The organism is Planococcus maritimus (genome assembly GCF_001687625.2).
GTDB classification, from domain to species: domain Bacteria; phylum Bacillota; class Bacilli; order Bacillales_A; family Planococcaceae; genus Planococcus; species Planococcus maritimus.
In genome coordinates this window covers 739,572-754,591 of record NZ_CP016538.2, presented here as the reverse complement: position 1 = coordinate 754,591, position 15,020 = coordinate 739,572, and the positions used below count along the sequence as shown (strand labels likewise).

The window sequence follows — 15,020 nt, the reverse complement described above, 5'->3', positions numbered from 1 at the left end:
CGGAACCTTCAATCACTCTCTACTTCACTTTCATTTTTTCGGCAAGACGGCTTTCGGAGAAACCAGTCCTTTGTCGACAAGTTCGTCCCAGAAGGCAGACGGGATGTCGGCTTTTAGAGCCGCCAAGTCTTCTTTGATGCGGTCTGGGCGCGTTGAACCGGTGACGACTGCTTTGACCGCTGGATGCGCCGTTGAAAATTGCAGCGCAGCATCTTTTAATTGCACGCCGTGGTTTTGGGCGACTTCATGGAAACGCGCTACCCGCTGTTTGATTTCTGGCGTAATTTCTGCGTAATCGAAATGATCGCCGCCAAGTAAGGCGCCAGAGTTGAATGCCGAGCCAATGACAAGGCCGCCCTCTGTTTTCTCAGCAAGCGGCATCATGCGCTCCAACGCTCGCTCGTGCTGCAAAAGCGTATACTGCGTCGCAGATAGGCTCAAATCAGGGTGTGCGTGTTCCAACTCGAGTGCGACTTCGATTGGTGTCGTCGTATTGACGCCGAGCCCCCATGCTTTAATGACGCCTTCGTCTCTTAAGCGGTCGAGCACTTTGAATGCGCCTGTCCGTGCTTCGTCGAATTTCGTGACCCATTCATCACCAAGAAAGTCCGGCGAGATATCGTGCACGTAGACCATGTCCAAGCGGTCCGTTTTCAACCGCTTCAAGCTGTCTTCAATCGAGCGCAATGTGCCCGATTCCGTGTAATCCGTCTGAATTTTATTCTTGCGGCCGAATTCAAATAGCCCTTCTTTGTCTTCTTCCTCGTCCAGTACGATGCGCCCGACTTTCGTGCTGATTAAATAGTCGTCGCGCTCATAAGAAGACAAGATATCGCCGAGCCGCAGTTCTGCAAGTCCCGCCCCGTAAAACGGCGCCGTGTCGAAATAGCGAATGCCTTCGTTCCAGGCCGATTCGATCGTCGCCATCGCTTCGTCTTCCGGTACTTCACGGAACATATTGCCAAGCGGCGCTGTCCCAAGACCGAGTTTATGTTTGATCGTCACGTCATTTTTCATCAGTGAACACCTCTTCTAATACGTATTGTTTTATTTGTCTACCCGCTGGACAACGGGATAAACGGAGGCGACTTGGTCTTTGGCAAACGCTGGCAAACATTCACATGCATTTACGGATGTCAGTTAGATGGATCTGGCGTCCATCTTTTCGCTTCACTGTCTTCGGGATAATCGATACCACTTGGGTAAACAATCAACTCCACCAAACTTCCCCAAGGCGTTTTCCCGTAAACTCCGCGGTTCCCTTCCCCATCTTCCACTCCTGCAAGCGGATGCGGTTCCGATAGCAAGCTTCCTCCAGCTTGCTGAATGCGCTCGGACGCTTCTTCGATATCATCTACATATAGGGCAAAATGATGCAAGCCCATGTCTGCGATTCCAGTAGCTGGCTGATTCGGGCTCGCTGCCAGTTCGAATAGTTCGATAGATGGGCCATTGCCAAGGCGCAACAACCGCATGTGAACGATTTTTCTACCGGAAGGCAGATCGAGTTGTTGTTCCACTTCTTCGCCTTCCATCGGCTGGTGTTCTGGCCGTTGCACGTCATAACTAACCTGTGCTTCAAAAGCCTCCTTGAAAAAACGTGTGGCTTCCTCGATTGATGGTACAGTCATTCCGATATGGTCAATTCCTCTTGTCATATTCTGTCATCCCTTCTGTTAAAATTTTTAATTACGCGTACAAGAGCTGTTATTCGAGCTCGTAACTTAGATTCCAATTTTCGCGTGTTTTATCCATTAGATGCATCACATCTACAGAAAGCGCCATGGCCCAGTTAGTTTGTGGCTGAGCGATTAGTTCTGTCATTCTTTCGACTTCATAATGAAGGGCTTTTGAGCTATCGCCTGCCTCAATGGTTTCTACTTCCCCAGTAGCTGTATACGTAATGGTGGCACGGTCTGCCCGGGGAAAGTTGTCCACTGTAATAAAGCCGAGATCTCCAGCAACGATCCCGCGCTTCGGCATTTTCGCGCGCATCGCCAAACTGATGACTGCCAGTTCCTGCTGTTCGGTTTTCAATATGATGCCGGACTGTTCATCTACACCCGTTTCGTGCTTCTTGACTGTCGTATGTAATTCTTCTGGTTGAGAAGATAAGAAAAACCGGGCGAAAGACAACGCATACGTGCCAATATCCAATAATCCGCCGCCTCCAAGATCTGGATTGAAAAACCGATTTTGCGGATCATTTTCTTTACAGCTGCCGAATGTCACGTTGATGGTTTTCACTGAACCGATTGTTCCCTGTTGAATGACTTCCTCCAATTTTTGATAAATCGGCATATAGAAGACGGTCATGGCCTCGGCTAACACGACGCCTTTTGCAATCGCCAACCCAATGAGTTCCTCTAATTGCCGCGCATTCATCGTGATAGTTTTTTCACATAACACATGTTTCCCATGTTCTAAGGCCGATTTGATAAATTGGTAATGCAGCGGATGAGGTGTTGAAATGTACACTACATCTACCCGTTCGTCTTGAAGCATATCATCCAGTTTTTCGTAAACATTTTGCACATTTGAACGAGCCGCAAAAGCATTGGCTTTCTCCAAATTCCTCCCCCAAACACCAAATATGCTGCCATCTACTTCTTGTAATGCACCGGCGAATTCTTCAGCAATGCTTCCTGGACCAATTAATCCCCAATTGAGTGATTTCATTTATTGTCTCTCCTTTCGGTTTCTTGAACCTTCATCAATTCCTTAGCTGTCTGTTCGGTCGTCACCAATACGTCTAAAAAACCGGCTTCAAGTGCGACTCGAATCGCCTCTTTTTTTCGCAAAGAATGGGCGATGCCAATTGTACATTCCGCCTGCTGCAGGTGTTGCATACTGACTGAAATTGTTCGTTTGGACAATTCCGTATGTAACACTTCTCCTGAAAACGTGTAGAAATTAGAGCAAATGTCTCCCGCGACTTCAGGCTTAGTGCCTTTTCCTTCAAAAGCTGGACCGTAAAAGGCACGCCAGTTGATTCCATCGCTGATAAGCGGCGATCCGATCCCAACTACAGCAATGCTTAGTTTTTCCCATAGTTCTTCGATTTCCTTAAAATGCGCACTGGCAGTTAACGATTTCCTAATGTCAGCGGTCTCGACGATAGCCGGAACATCAATCAGCTTGGAGAAACCTTTCCATTTTCTTGCTGCATCATACACGATGCTATTTGCATGATAGCGGCTTTCCATTTCCCCATCAGGCCCGCCGATCAACGGCACGCACATCACATTTTCCATTGAAGTGCTCGAATCCAATGCCTCCACCGTAGCCGCAAGAGCGGTCCCCCATGAAAACCCGACTATATCTTCCGGCTTCACGCGTTCAGCCAAATACTTGGCACCAGCTTGGCCCAGCTCTTTCAGTTGATTCACTTCAGATTGGCCTGGCCAATCGGGCACAATCACCACATCTTGAAGTTGATAGGCTTCTCTCAGCTGTTGAGCCAATCCTGAATTCTGATAGACATCATAATTGATGTGAATTTGGACAATTCCTTTGTCACGGATTTTCTTCAACATGCGACTGACCGTCACCCGGTTAATCTCTAGTTCCGAGGCAATTTGCCCTTGAGTTAAATTATCTTCGTAATACATTCGAGCGACTTGGTACAGCATCTTTAACTCATCTGTCATTTGAATCTCGCCTCCTTTGAACAAATGTACAACTGTAAGTACAAATGTACAATAATTATTTTAAATGTTCAAATGATTCTGCTCACTATGTTTGATTTAATTCATTAATTGAATTTTTTTCGGATATGCTTGTCAATATAGCTTATACTCAAGAAAAATGCTGAGGAGGAAAAACACTATGGACAACCACTCTGCTGCATTAGACCCTGGCCCCTTCTTCCACGGAACGAAAGCACAACTCGCAGTTGGAGATTTGCTCAAATCTCAAAAGCTTTCCAACTTCCAGGATAAGAAATCCAATTACATCTATTTCACCGCGACGCTTGAAGCTGCGAAATGGGGCGCAGAACTCGCTGTCTCGGATTTGCCGGAGCGGATCTACGTCGTCGAGCCGATAGGCGAATTCGAAAACGATCCGAATTTGACCGACAAGCGTTTTCCTGGAAACCCGACACGTTCCTATCGTTCCAAAGAGCCTTTGAAGATTGTGGCAGAACTCGCTTCCTGGGAACGCCATAGCGATGAACAAATCCAGCATATGCTCGATTCGCTAACATCACTTCGCGAACAAGGCAAAGCAATCATCATCGATTAAAACCAAAAATCGCCACAGATGAACTGGCACTGCTTGTCCCTTACGACGAACAAGCGGAGCCAGGTCTGTGGCGATTTTGCGTATGCGTTATCTAGTCGGAATCGACTGCTGGCTTGATCCTTGAGGCGAGTTCCGGGTTTTCTTTAATAGGTGATGTAGCTGGTTTTTTCGACCAGATTGTCGCCAGAATCGGCCCGGAAATATTGTGCCAGATAGCGGCCCATACACTTGGCAGCGCGGCGAGCGGACTGAAGTGGGCGGTGGCTAAAGCAACGCCAAGCCCTGAGTTCTGCATGCCCACTTCGAGTGAAATCGCACGGCGGTCTGTTTCGCTGAGGCCCATGAGCATCGCGACCAGATAGCCGAGCATCAAGCCGAAACCGTTATGCAAGAACACGGCCAGGAAGACGACAACCCCCGAGCTGATAACATTTTGCGCATTGGCGGCAGTAACGGCCGAGACAATGATGAGGATTGCAGCCACCGAAATGAGCGGCACGACCGAGATGCTTTTCGCGACCACTTTCGGAAATAAGCGCTGGACAAAAATCCCGAGCGCAATCGGCAAGATGATCACTTGGATAATAGAAGTGAACATCGATACAGGATTGACCGGCAGCCATTGTCCTGCGAGCAACAGCAATAATAGCGGTGTCATGATCGGCGCCATCAAAGTCGACAAGGACGTCATCGCGACCGACAAGGCCAAATTGCCTTTTGCTAAATACACCATGACGTTTGATGCCGTCCCGCCCGGCACACAGCCGAGAAGCACGAGGCCTGCCGCAAGTTCAGGAGGCAAATTCAACACATACGCGATGGCAAACGCCGCCAGGGGCATGACAAGAAACTGCGCCGCTACCCCGACGAATACCGGCAGTGGGCTTTTGGCGATGATTTTAAAATCTACTGGCTTAAGCGTCAAGCCCATCCCGAACATGACGACGCCTAGCAGAATCGTAATATAGGCGCTGAATCCGATAAACACTTCAGGCAGGAAAAACGCCAGCAAGGCAGCCAGGATAACCCACACCGCAAAATACTTTCCAGCGATGGCACTCAATGATTGCAATACGTTCATTTTATCGTCTCCTTTGTCTCTATCTTTATGTTCTTGCCGGGATTCAATAGATTATGAGGATCAAGTGCTTGTTTGATTTTTTCCATGACCCCAAGCGCTGCTCCGTGCTCTTGTTGCTGATACTTTTGTTTGCCGAGCCCGACGCCGTGCTCGCCTGTGCACGTGCCGCCGCGCTCGAGCGCATACTCGACGATACGCCCGTTAAACTCCTGCGCACGCGCTACTTCATCACCGTCTTCCATATTCATCATAATGAGCGCATGGAAATTGCCATCGCCGACATGGCCGACAATGCCACCCGGAAGCCCTAGCGCCTGCAGATTTTCCCGCGCATGGTCCACTGCGCCTGCGAGTTCTGAAATCGGCAGGCAAACATCCGTGACCATCATCTTTTTGCCGGGATAGCTGTGGATATAGGCATAGGCCAAAGTATGGCGTGCTTCCCATAATTGATTGCGCGCCGCGGTATCGGTCTCAAAAGCGATGTCCTCGCACGCATGCCCTTGAACGATTTCTTCCATAAATTCTACATCTTGCTTGAGCCCCGCTTCATTGCCATGGAACTCCAAGAACAAAGTCGGTTTTTCCAAGTAAGCGGTCTCATTGTAGTCATTCACTTGCCTCATAGACTGCTCATCGACCAGTTCCACGCGGGCGATCGGGATGCCTGCCTGCAAAATCGAGACGACCGCTTCGACCGCATCTGTTACCGTCGGGAAGGAAGCACGTGCTGCCGTAATGAATTCAGGAATTCCATATACTTTCAAGGTCAGTTCCGTAAAGCAGCCAAGCGTTCCTTCAGAGCCGACAAACAAGCCGTTCAAATGAAGACCGGAAGATGATTTCGCCGCTTTATTGCCGGTATGGAGGATGGTCCCGTCCGCCATGACCACTTCCAAGTCGCGTACTTGGTCGCGCATAACGCCGTATTTAACGGAAGTTGTACCGCTCGCATTGGTTGCTGCCATGCCGCCTAGTGTCGCATCCGCACCTGGGTCGACCGTGAAAAACAATCCGTATTTTTTCAATTCTTTATTTAATTGCGTCCTCGTGACACCGGGCTGGACCGTGACGAGAAAATCTTCCGCATCGACGTGCAACACTTTGTTCATCAAGGAGAAGTCGATGGTGATGCCGCCTTGCTCCGGAATGACATGGCCTTCGAGGCTTGAGCCAAGTCCGAATGGTATGATGGAAATTTCGTGTTGCTGGGACAGCTTCATGATACTTGATACTTGTTCCGCCGTTTCTGGAAACACGACGACGTCCGGCAATTGCATGGCATGATACGACTCATCCCTGCCGTGCAGCTCTTTAATCGTCTCGTTGACACTGATTTGTTCGCTTGTTAGAAATTCTGCCAACTTGTGCAGGATTTTCTCCTGATGAAGAATTGCCATTGCGTTCCGCTCCTTTGTTAATATTCACGTCTAAAGTAAGAATAATTTGTAGATCACCCAAATTGGTCCTACCAATTAAACCAATTATACATAATAATCTGAAAAGTTCAATGTGCATTTTCAGACATTTGGGATTTCTTTCGGTATGATAGAAGGAGAACCTATTAAACCAGTCAGCAGGGAGAGAGTTCCGTGTTAGTAAATCCGAAAAAACGCACCTACGAATTAATCATCGAACAGATTCAAACACTGTGCTTGGAGAACAACATCCCCCCAGGCGGCCGGCTTCCTTCTGAGCGCGATTTGGCGAGCTTGTTCGGCGTCAGCCGCAATTCTGTCCGTGAGGCATTAAAGGGATTGGAAAGCAAAGGCTTTCTCGAAATTCGGCAAGGCGGCGGCAGCTTTCTCGCCGAGACCAAGCGCGATATACTCGGCAATGAACTCGGCAGCCGCATCGATGCGGCGGAAATTCAATACATCGATGATATGCTCGAGCTCCGGCGGGCGTTCGAAGTCGAAGCCGCTTCTCTCGCAGCACAGCGGGCAACGCCTGAGAATTTGCTGGCGATCCGCGAAGTGCTCGGGCAAATGGCCTTGGCGGCGAATGATCCCGAACTCGGCGTCCAAGCTGATGTGGATTTCCACTTACACGTCGCGAACGCTACCCAAAATCAATTATTAATCGACTTGATGGAAACTCTCGCAAAACGTTTGGAAGAAAATATCCGGGCTACCCGGCGTCATCGTTTTACCGAGGCTGAACGGCATCAGGAAACTTATCATGAACACGAAGAGATTTATTTGGCGATCGAAAGTGGCAATCATGAGCGAGCCAGCCAATTGATGAGTGAACACATTTCTCGCATCCGCTCGGAATTGCACCGCGCGATGGGACTTCACCCCAAATAGAAAAGGCGCGGAGAAACGAATTCGTCTCTCCACGCCTTTTTATTTGCCAAGCACGCTGCATAATAGTCCCAGCCTGAGCCATAACACATCTTTTTGCCACTTCGCTATCTCTTTCCCCCACCGATTGCCGTCGTTTCTCTTCTGCGCACGCCACTCAATCACTCTCGCTAATATCCTTCAAATTCCGCAAAGTCTGCTCAACGGAGTTGTACATCAGTTTCTTGATGTAAATCGTATTCGCCAATTTCCCGAATATGCTGCCGGGCAACTCGTAATCCATTTCAAACTGGACTTCTGTGCCACCGTCTTTTGGAATGTAGCGCCACGTTTGAGTGCCATCAAAAGCGCCGCTGAAAATGCAGCGCCAGATATAGCCCTCTCCGCTTGGAGCGTTTTCCACGACCAATACGTGCAAAGCCAGGCTTCTCCCGAAAAAATAATATTTCAAATTCATACTGGTGCCTTTTTTGCCGATGCCAATCAAGTCTTCCGCCTCGGACAATCCCGCATACCATTGATACCAGAGTTTTGGATTCGTGCCGAAGGTGTAAACTTCTCTGACCCGGCGATCGATGAAAATCGTATTGCTCACATTCCACATATCGGCATCCTCCCTTGCCATCTACTTACCGTTTCAGCCAGTAACAGCTATTCTTTTTCCATGTTCTTATATGTATAATATAGCACGTTTTATATCAAATTAACTGACTTTTCTGATATTTATAGTAAAATAAATACAACTGACGTTCCATACATAAAACTGCCCTCCCTCATGGATATTCAATTGAAAGGAGACGTTCATTATGAAAGTTTTTTTAAGGATATTGCTGATCATCGCCAGTTTGGTTTTATTAGGGATCGGCATCGTGCTATACCTTGTCTACAATTCTGGGCCTGAAAGCCTGGAGGTGCTAGAAGAACAAAATTACGATGAGACCATCGATGCAGTCGAAATTCAATTGGAAAATGCGCGTCTGGACATTAGGCCAAGCGAGGACGATACCACCTACCTCGTACTTTCTGGTAATAATGATAATTACAAGATGAACGCAGAAATTACAGGCGGCCTATTAACAATCGAAATGGAAGATCGTTCCCCGTTTTTCCATTTCGACTTTAACCGCTCTTTCGTGGTGGAAGTTTTCGTACCGGCTAGCGGCCTTTCCTCATTAACGGCTAATAGCGACAATGGGCGCATCGCTGTAAACGGCATCCAGACAGACGAACTGTGGCTCAGTACAAACAACGGGCGCATTGTCTTGGATTCTGTAGACAGCGAGACAATTGAGGCTGAAACCGACAATGGCCGTATCGAAATCACAGCGACACAAGCCGATATAAACGCCCGTTCATCCAATGGCCGCCTTGTCTTCAGTGAAGTAGCTGGAGAACTGACTGCCCGCACAAATAACGGGCGCATCGAGTTGACTGCAGAAACGCTCGACTTCCCTATTGATTTCGAGACAGACAACGGGCGTATTGAAATCCATACAGAGACCGAACCGGCAAACGCCCTCATCGAAGCGCATGTCGATAATGGCAGCATCGATATTTACGGACGTGACAACGAAGCCACGGTGTTCGGCGGTGGCGATGTACTGATTCGGCTCCTGTCCCATAACGGCAGGATTGCCGTGGAGTGAAAAGATTAGAGAATCGGCGAGTAAAAGCTGTTCGTCCAGGGGTATAGACTACAAAGGAGGCTTTTCAATGAACTTGCATGATCAAGACGAACAGAAATTATTCAGCCCCGAGTTCACCAAAAACCCTTACCCTGCCTACGAACGGCTGCGTGAAGAAGATCCCGTGCACCAGGTACGTTTTCCGGACGGGCAACTCGGATGGCTCGTGACGCGCTACGCGGATGCAGAAGCCGTACTGAAAGACCCGCGCTTTATCAAAGATTTTTCGAAGCTCTTTGGCGGCAGCATGGACGAGATGAGTGTATTCGCGCAGAATATGCTGTTTTCTGACCCACCGGACCATAAGCGGCTTCGGGGACTCGCGCAAAAAGCGTTTACGCCGAAAATGATTGAAGGCATGAAGCCACGCATCCAGGAAATCACAGACGAACTGCTCGATGGATTCGAAGGCCAATCGACTGTGAATTTAATCGATGAATTCGCCTTTCCGCTTCCGATCATTGTCATTTGCGAGATCTTAGGCGTGCCATCACAAGACCGCGATAAATTCCGCATTTGGTCGAACTCGCTTATCGAAGGAACGAGCGGCGAAGCGGGCGTCAGTGTCTATGAGCATATGAATGAATTTATTCACTACCTCGGCGATTGGTTCGCCCAAGTTCGGAAAGAACCGGGCGACGACCTGATTAGCCGCTTGATTGAAGCAGAAGAAGCGGGAGACCGGCTGACGGAAAAAGAATTATACGGTTTGGTCTCCCTGCTCATCATTGCGGGGCATGAAACGACCGTCAACTTGATCGGCAACACCGTGCTTACGCTTTTGAAGCATCCCGAACAGCAGCATGAATTATGCGTTCAGCCCGAGCTGATCGGACCTGCCATTGAAGAGTCGCTGCGCTTGAACGGCCCGGTCGAATTCAGTACGTCGAGATGGGCCGCAGAAGAAGTCGAATACGGCGGGAAAACCATCCATCGCGGCGATTTGGTGATTGTGGCCTTGAACGCTGCGAATCACGATCCTGAACAATTCGACCATCCCGAACTGTTCGATATTCACCGCGAAAAAAGTGCTCATTTGGCGTTTGGCAAAGGCATCCATTTTTGTCTGGGCGCCCCGCTCGCACGACTTGAAGGTCTTACGGCGATTGCGGGCTTATTGAAACGCTTCCCCGAAATGACACTTGTCGTTCCGGAAGATCAACTTGAATGGCGTCCGGGCATGATCGTCCGCGGCGTCAAAGAACTCCCCCTCAATCTTGAAAAATTGCAGCCTTAAAAAAGCGGCGGCCATGACCTCCAACAGGTCACGGCCGCCGCTTTTTAGCGTGCAATAGGGGATGAGCCAAGCCAAGTCCTGCCTGCCCATCAATATCGGTTACGCCTAAAACCGGTTAGGGCTTATAGCGCTTGTTTCGTTTCGGTCTTCTTCTCTTTCAATTTTACCTGGCCAATGCCAAGCTCTCTCGCTTCGGCATTGACGGCTTTGATCAAGCTTAGCGTCATTAATGCAATGACTGCCGAAAACGGGAAAGCTACGATGATCATGGTGTTCTGTAACGCTTGCAAGCCTCCAGAATACAGAAGGACCAGCGCGGTCACCGATAGGAAGACACCCCAAATCATTTTGACCCGAACACTTGGAATGAGTGAACCGTTCGATGTCATCATGCCAAGTACATAAGTCCCCGAATCAGCGGACGTTACAAAGAAAGTGATGATAATGGCGATAGTCAACATCGATAAGGCGAATGTCAGCGGGTATTGCTCGAGCAATCCAAACAATGAAGCCTCAATCGGCAATTCCGAAATGGCCATAGCCCCTGAGTTCTCTGCTGTAATCGCGGCACTGCCGAACGTCGAGAACCAGATAAACCCTATCACCGAAGGAACCAGTAGGACGTAAACGATAAATTCACGAATGGTTCGGCCCTTGGACACACGGGCGATGAAAATACCGACGAATGGCGACCAGGCGATCCACCATGACCAGTAAAAGATCGTCCAGCCATTGATCCATTCGCGGCCAGCTTCATTCATTGGCGCCAGACGGAAGCTCATCTTGATGAAATTCTGAGCATAGCTGCCGAGCGTATCGGTAAATAAGTTCATAATAAACATGGTTGGCCCGAAGACCAGCACACAAATAAATAGCACGGCCGTTAAGCCCATATTGAAATTACTTAAAATCTTGATGCCTTTCCGTAATCCCGTTGACGCTGACAGCAAAAACAAAACCGTCAAAATAAAGACAATCAACACTTGCATACCGAAGCTGTTTGGAATATCGAATAGATAAGATAAGCCCCCGTTAATCTGGGCTGTTCCGAATCCAAGAGTTGTTGCTACCCCAATAATCGTCGAAACGACGGCCACAACATCGATTACTTTCCCCAGCCAACCGTCGACCCGATCGCCAAGGAGCGGCCGCAAGGTTTTACTGATCAAGCCCACTTCACCTTTGCGGAAGGTAAAGTAAGCGACACTCAAGCCGACAATGCCATAGATGGCCCAAGCATGAATGCCCCAGTGGAAAAACGTATAGAGCATGGCGTCTTTCACTGCTTGATCGGTCCCTGTGACCCCGGTTGGTGAACTAATCGCGAAATGGCTGATGGGTTCAGCTGTTCCGTAGAAAATCAAACCAATGCCGATACCGGCACTAAAAATCATGGCTACCCAAGTTGGGCGAGAAAATTCAGGCTTCTCGTCCTGTTTCCCCAGTTTAATGCGGCCCACTGGGCTGAAAAGGAAATAGAAGCATACACCCACAAAAAATGTCACAACCAATAAATAATACCACCCAAACTTCGTGGTGATGAACGCTTGCATGTTGCCGGTCACTTGCTCTAATACTGAAGGCATGGTCATGCCGAATAGCACAAGCACGATCATAATCGCAAGAGAACTAAAAAATACGCCTGAAACCTTTTTCATCTAACAAATAACTCCCGTCTCATTGTTTTAGCGGCGGGTCTACTTTAACTGGGCAGGCTCGCATAAACCCAATCCAAGCCATTCCTTGTCTTAGTGAACAAACAAAGTCATACCTAAAACAAATAGCGGCCGATTTTCGTGCCGAGATTCTTCGCCTGTCATTCCATTAATGTAAACACCCGCTCCATCGCTTTTTTTCGCAATAGCCTTTTGGGCAATAAGCACATTCACAAAAGGAAGCTGCAGACTTCCCAGACTATTCCGTCGGTTTTTTCGGACCGGCTATCAATTATACACGATTGTTGATTCAATATCACCTGTATTTTCGTGAGCAAGCGAGAGACAGTTAGCCTGTAAGAGGAATTCTCTCCTTCATAACCGCTTAGTGGATCGCGATAGGACGACAAAAAAACCCGGCACTGTGCCGGGTTCATTCGATAGGATTATAATGTCGCTTATAAGCGTTCTTCCTCTTTATCACGTTTAACAATCTTGTCGCTTACTTGCTGGCCGCTCAATGTCACCATCGGCATGCCGCCGCCTGGATTGACGGTACCGCCAACAAAATACAGATTGTCGTAGAGTTCGCTTTGCTTTTTGTGTTTGAATCCGCCGTTTTGATTCTTATCGGAAACTGTGCCATAAATCGCGCCGCGGTCCGAGCCATAGATTCGCTCAATATCATGCGGCGTCCAGACATCGCGCACCACGATGTTTTCACGCAAACCCTCAAGCCCCATACGTTCAAGCTTATCGATGACGCGGTCTTCGAATTCCTTGTACTGTTCCGGGGTGAACGGATTATCTTGGATATACGGAATATGCGGCAGGATTTTGATATTCTCATGTCCTTCCGGTGCTTGCGTCGGGTCGGTTTTATTGACGTTGACGAGGTAGATCGTCGGGTCGTCCGGCAGCTCGTGGCGCTCGAACACTTTGTCCATTTGCTCTTTCAAATTGTCCGAGAAAAAGAAATTATGATGATTCAACTGCGGATAGGTCTTCTTGACGCCAAGATGCAAGACGAGTCCAGAACTTGCAGGTTCGTATTTCTTCTCGAGCCCCTCGACAAACTCATGCTCTGCCTTGACCATTTTCCGGTAGAACGGGATAACTTCCATATTCGATACGTAATAATCCGCTTTTTGGAAAGAGCCGTCTTCAAGTTCGACTCCTGTAATTCGGCCTTCAGCACTTGTTAAAGCACGGATGACGCCCATGCCGGTATGAATGTCGACGCCGATTTCACGGGCGAGCTTTTCCATTCCACCTGCCAAGTTGTGCATGCCGCCTGGTACGTACCAGCAGCCTTGCGCATGCTGCATGTAAATCATCATATTGAGAACAGCGGGTGCGCTATAAGGCGAAGACCCGACGTATTTCACGTAGTACGACAGCATATCGCGCAAATGAGGATTGCTGATGCGTTTGGAGATCGCGCTGTACATCGTTGAGGTCAAATCGAAGCCGGTCAAAGTTGCGAGGATGCCGTTTTGTGCGACAGCTTCTTTCGGCGACTCGAAACCTTCCTTCAAATAGCTGCGCTCAGTCGTCTCATAAATTTTCTTCGCGTACTTGAGCAATGCGTAATATTCTTTCATATCCTTTTTCGACAAAGCCGGATTTGCCCGCTCCATCAAATGAAGGTCGTGGTACAAATCGATAACCGTGCTGTCTGGGAAAAACGAGCGCCATTCGCGTTCTAAGCGCTGCATTGGCACGTAATCTGCCATGTTCTTGCCACTGCCTTTGAATAAACGGTCAAAAATATGCGGCATCGTCAAAATGGACGGGCCGAGGTCAAAGCCAAACCCATCACGTTCCAGACGGTTCACTTTTCCGCCGATATGGTCGTTCTTTTCATACAATGCTACCTCATAGCCTTGTTGCTGCAATGAAATTGCTGCCGACAAGCCACCCAGGCCGCCACCGATCACGATCACGGATTTTTTCGCCTTCCCCATATATGTACCGCCCCTTTTTTCTTAGATATGTATCCTGATCCACACGAAAATGGTTCTATAGAGCTTTCTTCGCTCTCCCGCCATTGTCCTTGTTATTCCCTTCATAATAAGCTTAAAAACGCTTATTGTATAGTTTTTGTATAATTGTTCATTCCGAGAATAAACAGGAGATCGAAGGGGAAAAGGGAATGGTATAGAAAGACGCCATCCAGTAAAAGAGGAGATGATCACAATGGCTGGATTTTTGCCCCATATATACGACACCGCCATGAAACCCTTGGAAAAAACCCGCTTTGAGAAGATACGCAAAAATCTCGTCCAGCAAGCACAAGGCCATGTGCTCGAGATCGGCTTCGGTACCGGCGCGAACTTCCGCTATTATCAAGGGGCCGACCGAGTCGACGCCATTGAGCCGAATCCCGACATGAGCAAACAAGCCTACAAGCGCATCCGAAAATCAAAGACGCCAATCCACACTTACGAGGCCGTCGCCGAAAAACTGCCCTTTGCTGATAATTGCTTTGATACGGTCGTTGCGACTTTGGTATTCTGCACGATACCAGACCCGGTAAAAGCACTCGAGGAAATCTATCGCGTCAGTAAACCCGGTGCCAAGATCCTGATGTTCGAGCATGTCAAAATGGACCAGCCGCTCATGGGCAAAACCCAGCAATCCTTGACGCCTGTCTGGAAAAAGATCTGCGACGGCTGCCACCTAGACCGCGATACACTCGATTTGGTGAACCGGTCGCCGCTCGAGATTCTCAAAGTCGATTCTTATTATGGCGGGTTGTTTTTGACCATCGAAAGCCAGAAGCCGCATTAATCCACAAAAGCCCCTGCG

At 48.6% G+C, this 15,020-nt stretch carries 14 protein-coding genes; 5 read left to right on the top strand and 9 right to left on the bottom strand.

What is annotated here, in order from left to right:
- Positions 1-30 precede the first annotated feature (30 nt).
- The 4 genes from BBI11_RS03795 to BBI11_RS03780 form a co-directional block, all read right to left on the bottom strand.
- A complete protein-coding gene (locus BBI11_RS03795) occupies positions 31-1,017 on the bottom strand; it encodes an aldo/keto reductase (RefSeq protein WP_068460782.1) in 987 nt (328 codons plus the stop codon).
- A gap of 119 nt (positions 1,018-1,136) precedes the next feature.
- A complete protein-coding gene (locus BBI11_RS03790) occupies positions 1,137-1,658 on the bottom strand; it encodes a VOC family protein (protein WP_068460780.1) in 522 nt (173 codons plus the stop codon).
- 49 nt (positions 1,659-1,707) lie between these two features.
- The gene (locus BBI11_RS03785; protein WP_068460778.1) at positions 1,708-2,679 is read right to left on the bottom strand and encodes a Gfo/Idh/MocA family protein; all 972 of its coding nucleotides are present in this window, start codon (positions 2,677-2,679) and stop codon (positions 1,708-1,710) included.
- Entirely contained in the window at positions 2,676-3,650 is a 975-nt protein-coding gene (locus BBI11_RS03780; RefSeq protein ID WP_237150315.1) for a sugar-binding transcriptional regulator, read from the bottom strand. The genes BBI11_RS03785 and BBI11_RS03780 overlap by 4 nt, the downstream gene beginning before the upstream one ends.
- A 178-nt stretch (positions 3,651-3,828) precedes the next feature.
- On the opposite strand from BBI11_RS03780, the gene arr reads away from it, so the two are divergent.
- Positions 3,829-4,245, top strand: a complete 417-nt coding sequence (gene arr / locus BBI11_RS03775; protein ID WP_083388998.1) for an NAD(+)--rifampin ADP-ribosyltransferase — start codon at positions 3,829-3,831, stop codon at positions 4,243-4,245.
- A gap of 91 nt (positions 4,246-4,336) precedes the next feature.
- Here the strand turns inward: arr and BBI11_RS03770 are convergent, their stop codons facing one another.
- Both BBI11_RS03770 and BBI11_RS03765 read right to left on the bottom strand, forming a co-directional pair.
- Complete coding sequence (locus tag BBI11_RS03770; RefSeq protein ID WP_068460774.1) at positions 4,337-5,326, bottom strand: bile acid:sodium symporter family protein; 990 nt, start codon at positions 5,324-5,326, stop codon at positions 4,337-4,339.
- Positions 5,323-6,726, bottom strand: coding sequence for an FAD-binding oxidoreductase (locus BBI11_RS03765; protein WP_068460772.1), 1,404 nt, complete (start codon positions 6,724-6,726; stop codon positions 5,323-5,325). Before BBI11_RS03765 ends, BBI11_RS03770 begins: the two co-directional genes overlap by 4 nt.
- 192 nt (positions 6,727-6,918) lie before the next feature.
- On the opposite strand from BBI11_RS03765, the gene BBI11_RS03760 reads away from it, so the two are divergent.
- Entirely contained in the window at positions 6,919-7,635 is a 717-nt protein-coding gene (locus tag BBI11_RS03760; protein ID WP_068460770.1) for a FadR/GntR family transcriptional regulator, read from the top strand.
- Positions 7,636-7,789: 154 nt separating this feature from the next.
- Here the strand turns inward: BBI11_RS03760 and BBI11_RS03755 are convergent, their stop codons facing one another.
- Entirely contained in the window at positions 7,790-8,236 is a 447-nt protein-coding gene (locus BBI11_RS03755) for an SRPBCC family protein (RefSeq protein ID WP_068460768.1), read from the bottom strand.
- A 202-nt stretch (positions 8,237-8,438) separates the two neighbouring features.
- On the opposite strand from BBI11_RS03755, the gene BBI11_RS03750 reads away from it, so the two are divergent.
- Both BBI11_RS03750 and BBI11_RS03745 read left to right on the top strand, forming a co-directional pair.
- A complete protein-coding gene (locus BBI11_RS03750; protein WP_068460765.1) occupies positions 8,439-9,278 on the top strand; it encodes a DUF4097 family beta strand repeat-containing protein in 840 nt (279 codons plus the stop codon).
- A 67-nt stretch (positions 9,279-9,345) separates the two neighbouring features.
- On the top strand, positions 9,346-10,554 hold the full coding sequence (locus BBI11_RS03745) for a cytochrome P450 family protein (protein WP_068460764.1): 1,209 nt from the start codon (positions 9,346-9,348) through the stop codon (positions 10,552-10,554).
- A 122-nt stretch (positions 10,555-10,676) separates the two neighbouring features.
- Here the strand turns inward: BBI11_RS03745 and BBI11_RS03740 are convergent, their stop codons facing one another.
- Both BBI11_RS03740 and BBI11_RS03735 read right to left on the bottom strand, forming a co-directional pair.
- Entirely contained in the window at positions 10,677-12,212 is a 1,536-nt protein-coding gene (locus BBI11_RS03740; protein WP_068460762.1) for a BCCT family transporter, read from the bottom strand.
- A 455-nt stretch (positions 12,213-12,667) separates the two neighbouring features.
- Positions 12,668-14,176, bottom strand: a complete 1,509-nt coding sequence (locus BBI11_RS03735; protein ID WP_068460759.1) for a phytoene desaturase family protein — start codon at positions 14,174-14,176, stop codon at positions 12,668-12,670.
- A gap of 232 nt (positions 14,177-14,408) precedes the next feature.
- On the opposite strand from BBI11_RS03735, the gene BBI11_RS03730 reads away from it, so the two are divergent.
- Positions 14,409-15,002, top strand: a complete 594-nt coding sequence (locus tag BBI11_RS03730) for a class I SAM-dependent methyltransferase (RefSeq protein WP_068460757.1) — start codon at positions 14,409-14,411, stop codon at positions 15,000-15,002.
- The last annotated feature ends 18 nt before the right edge of the window (positions 15,003-15,020 follow it).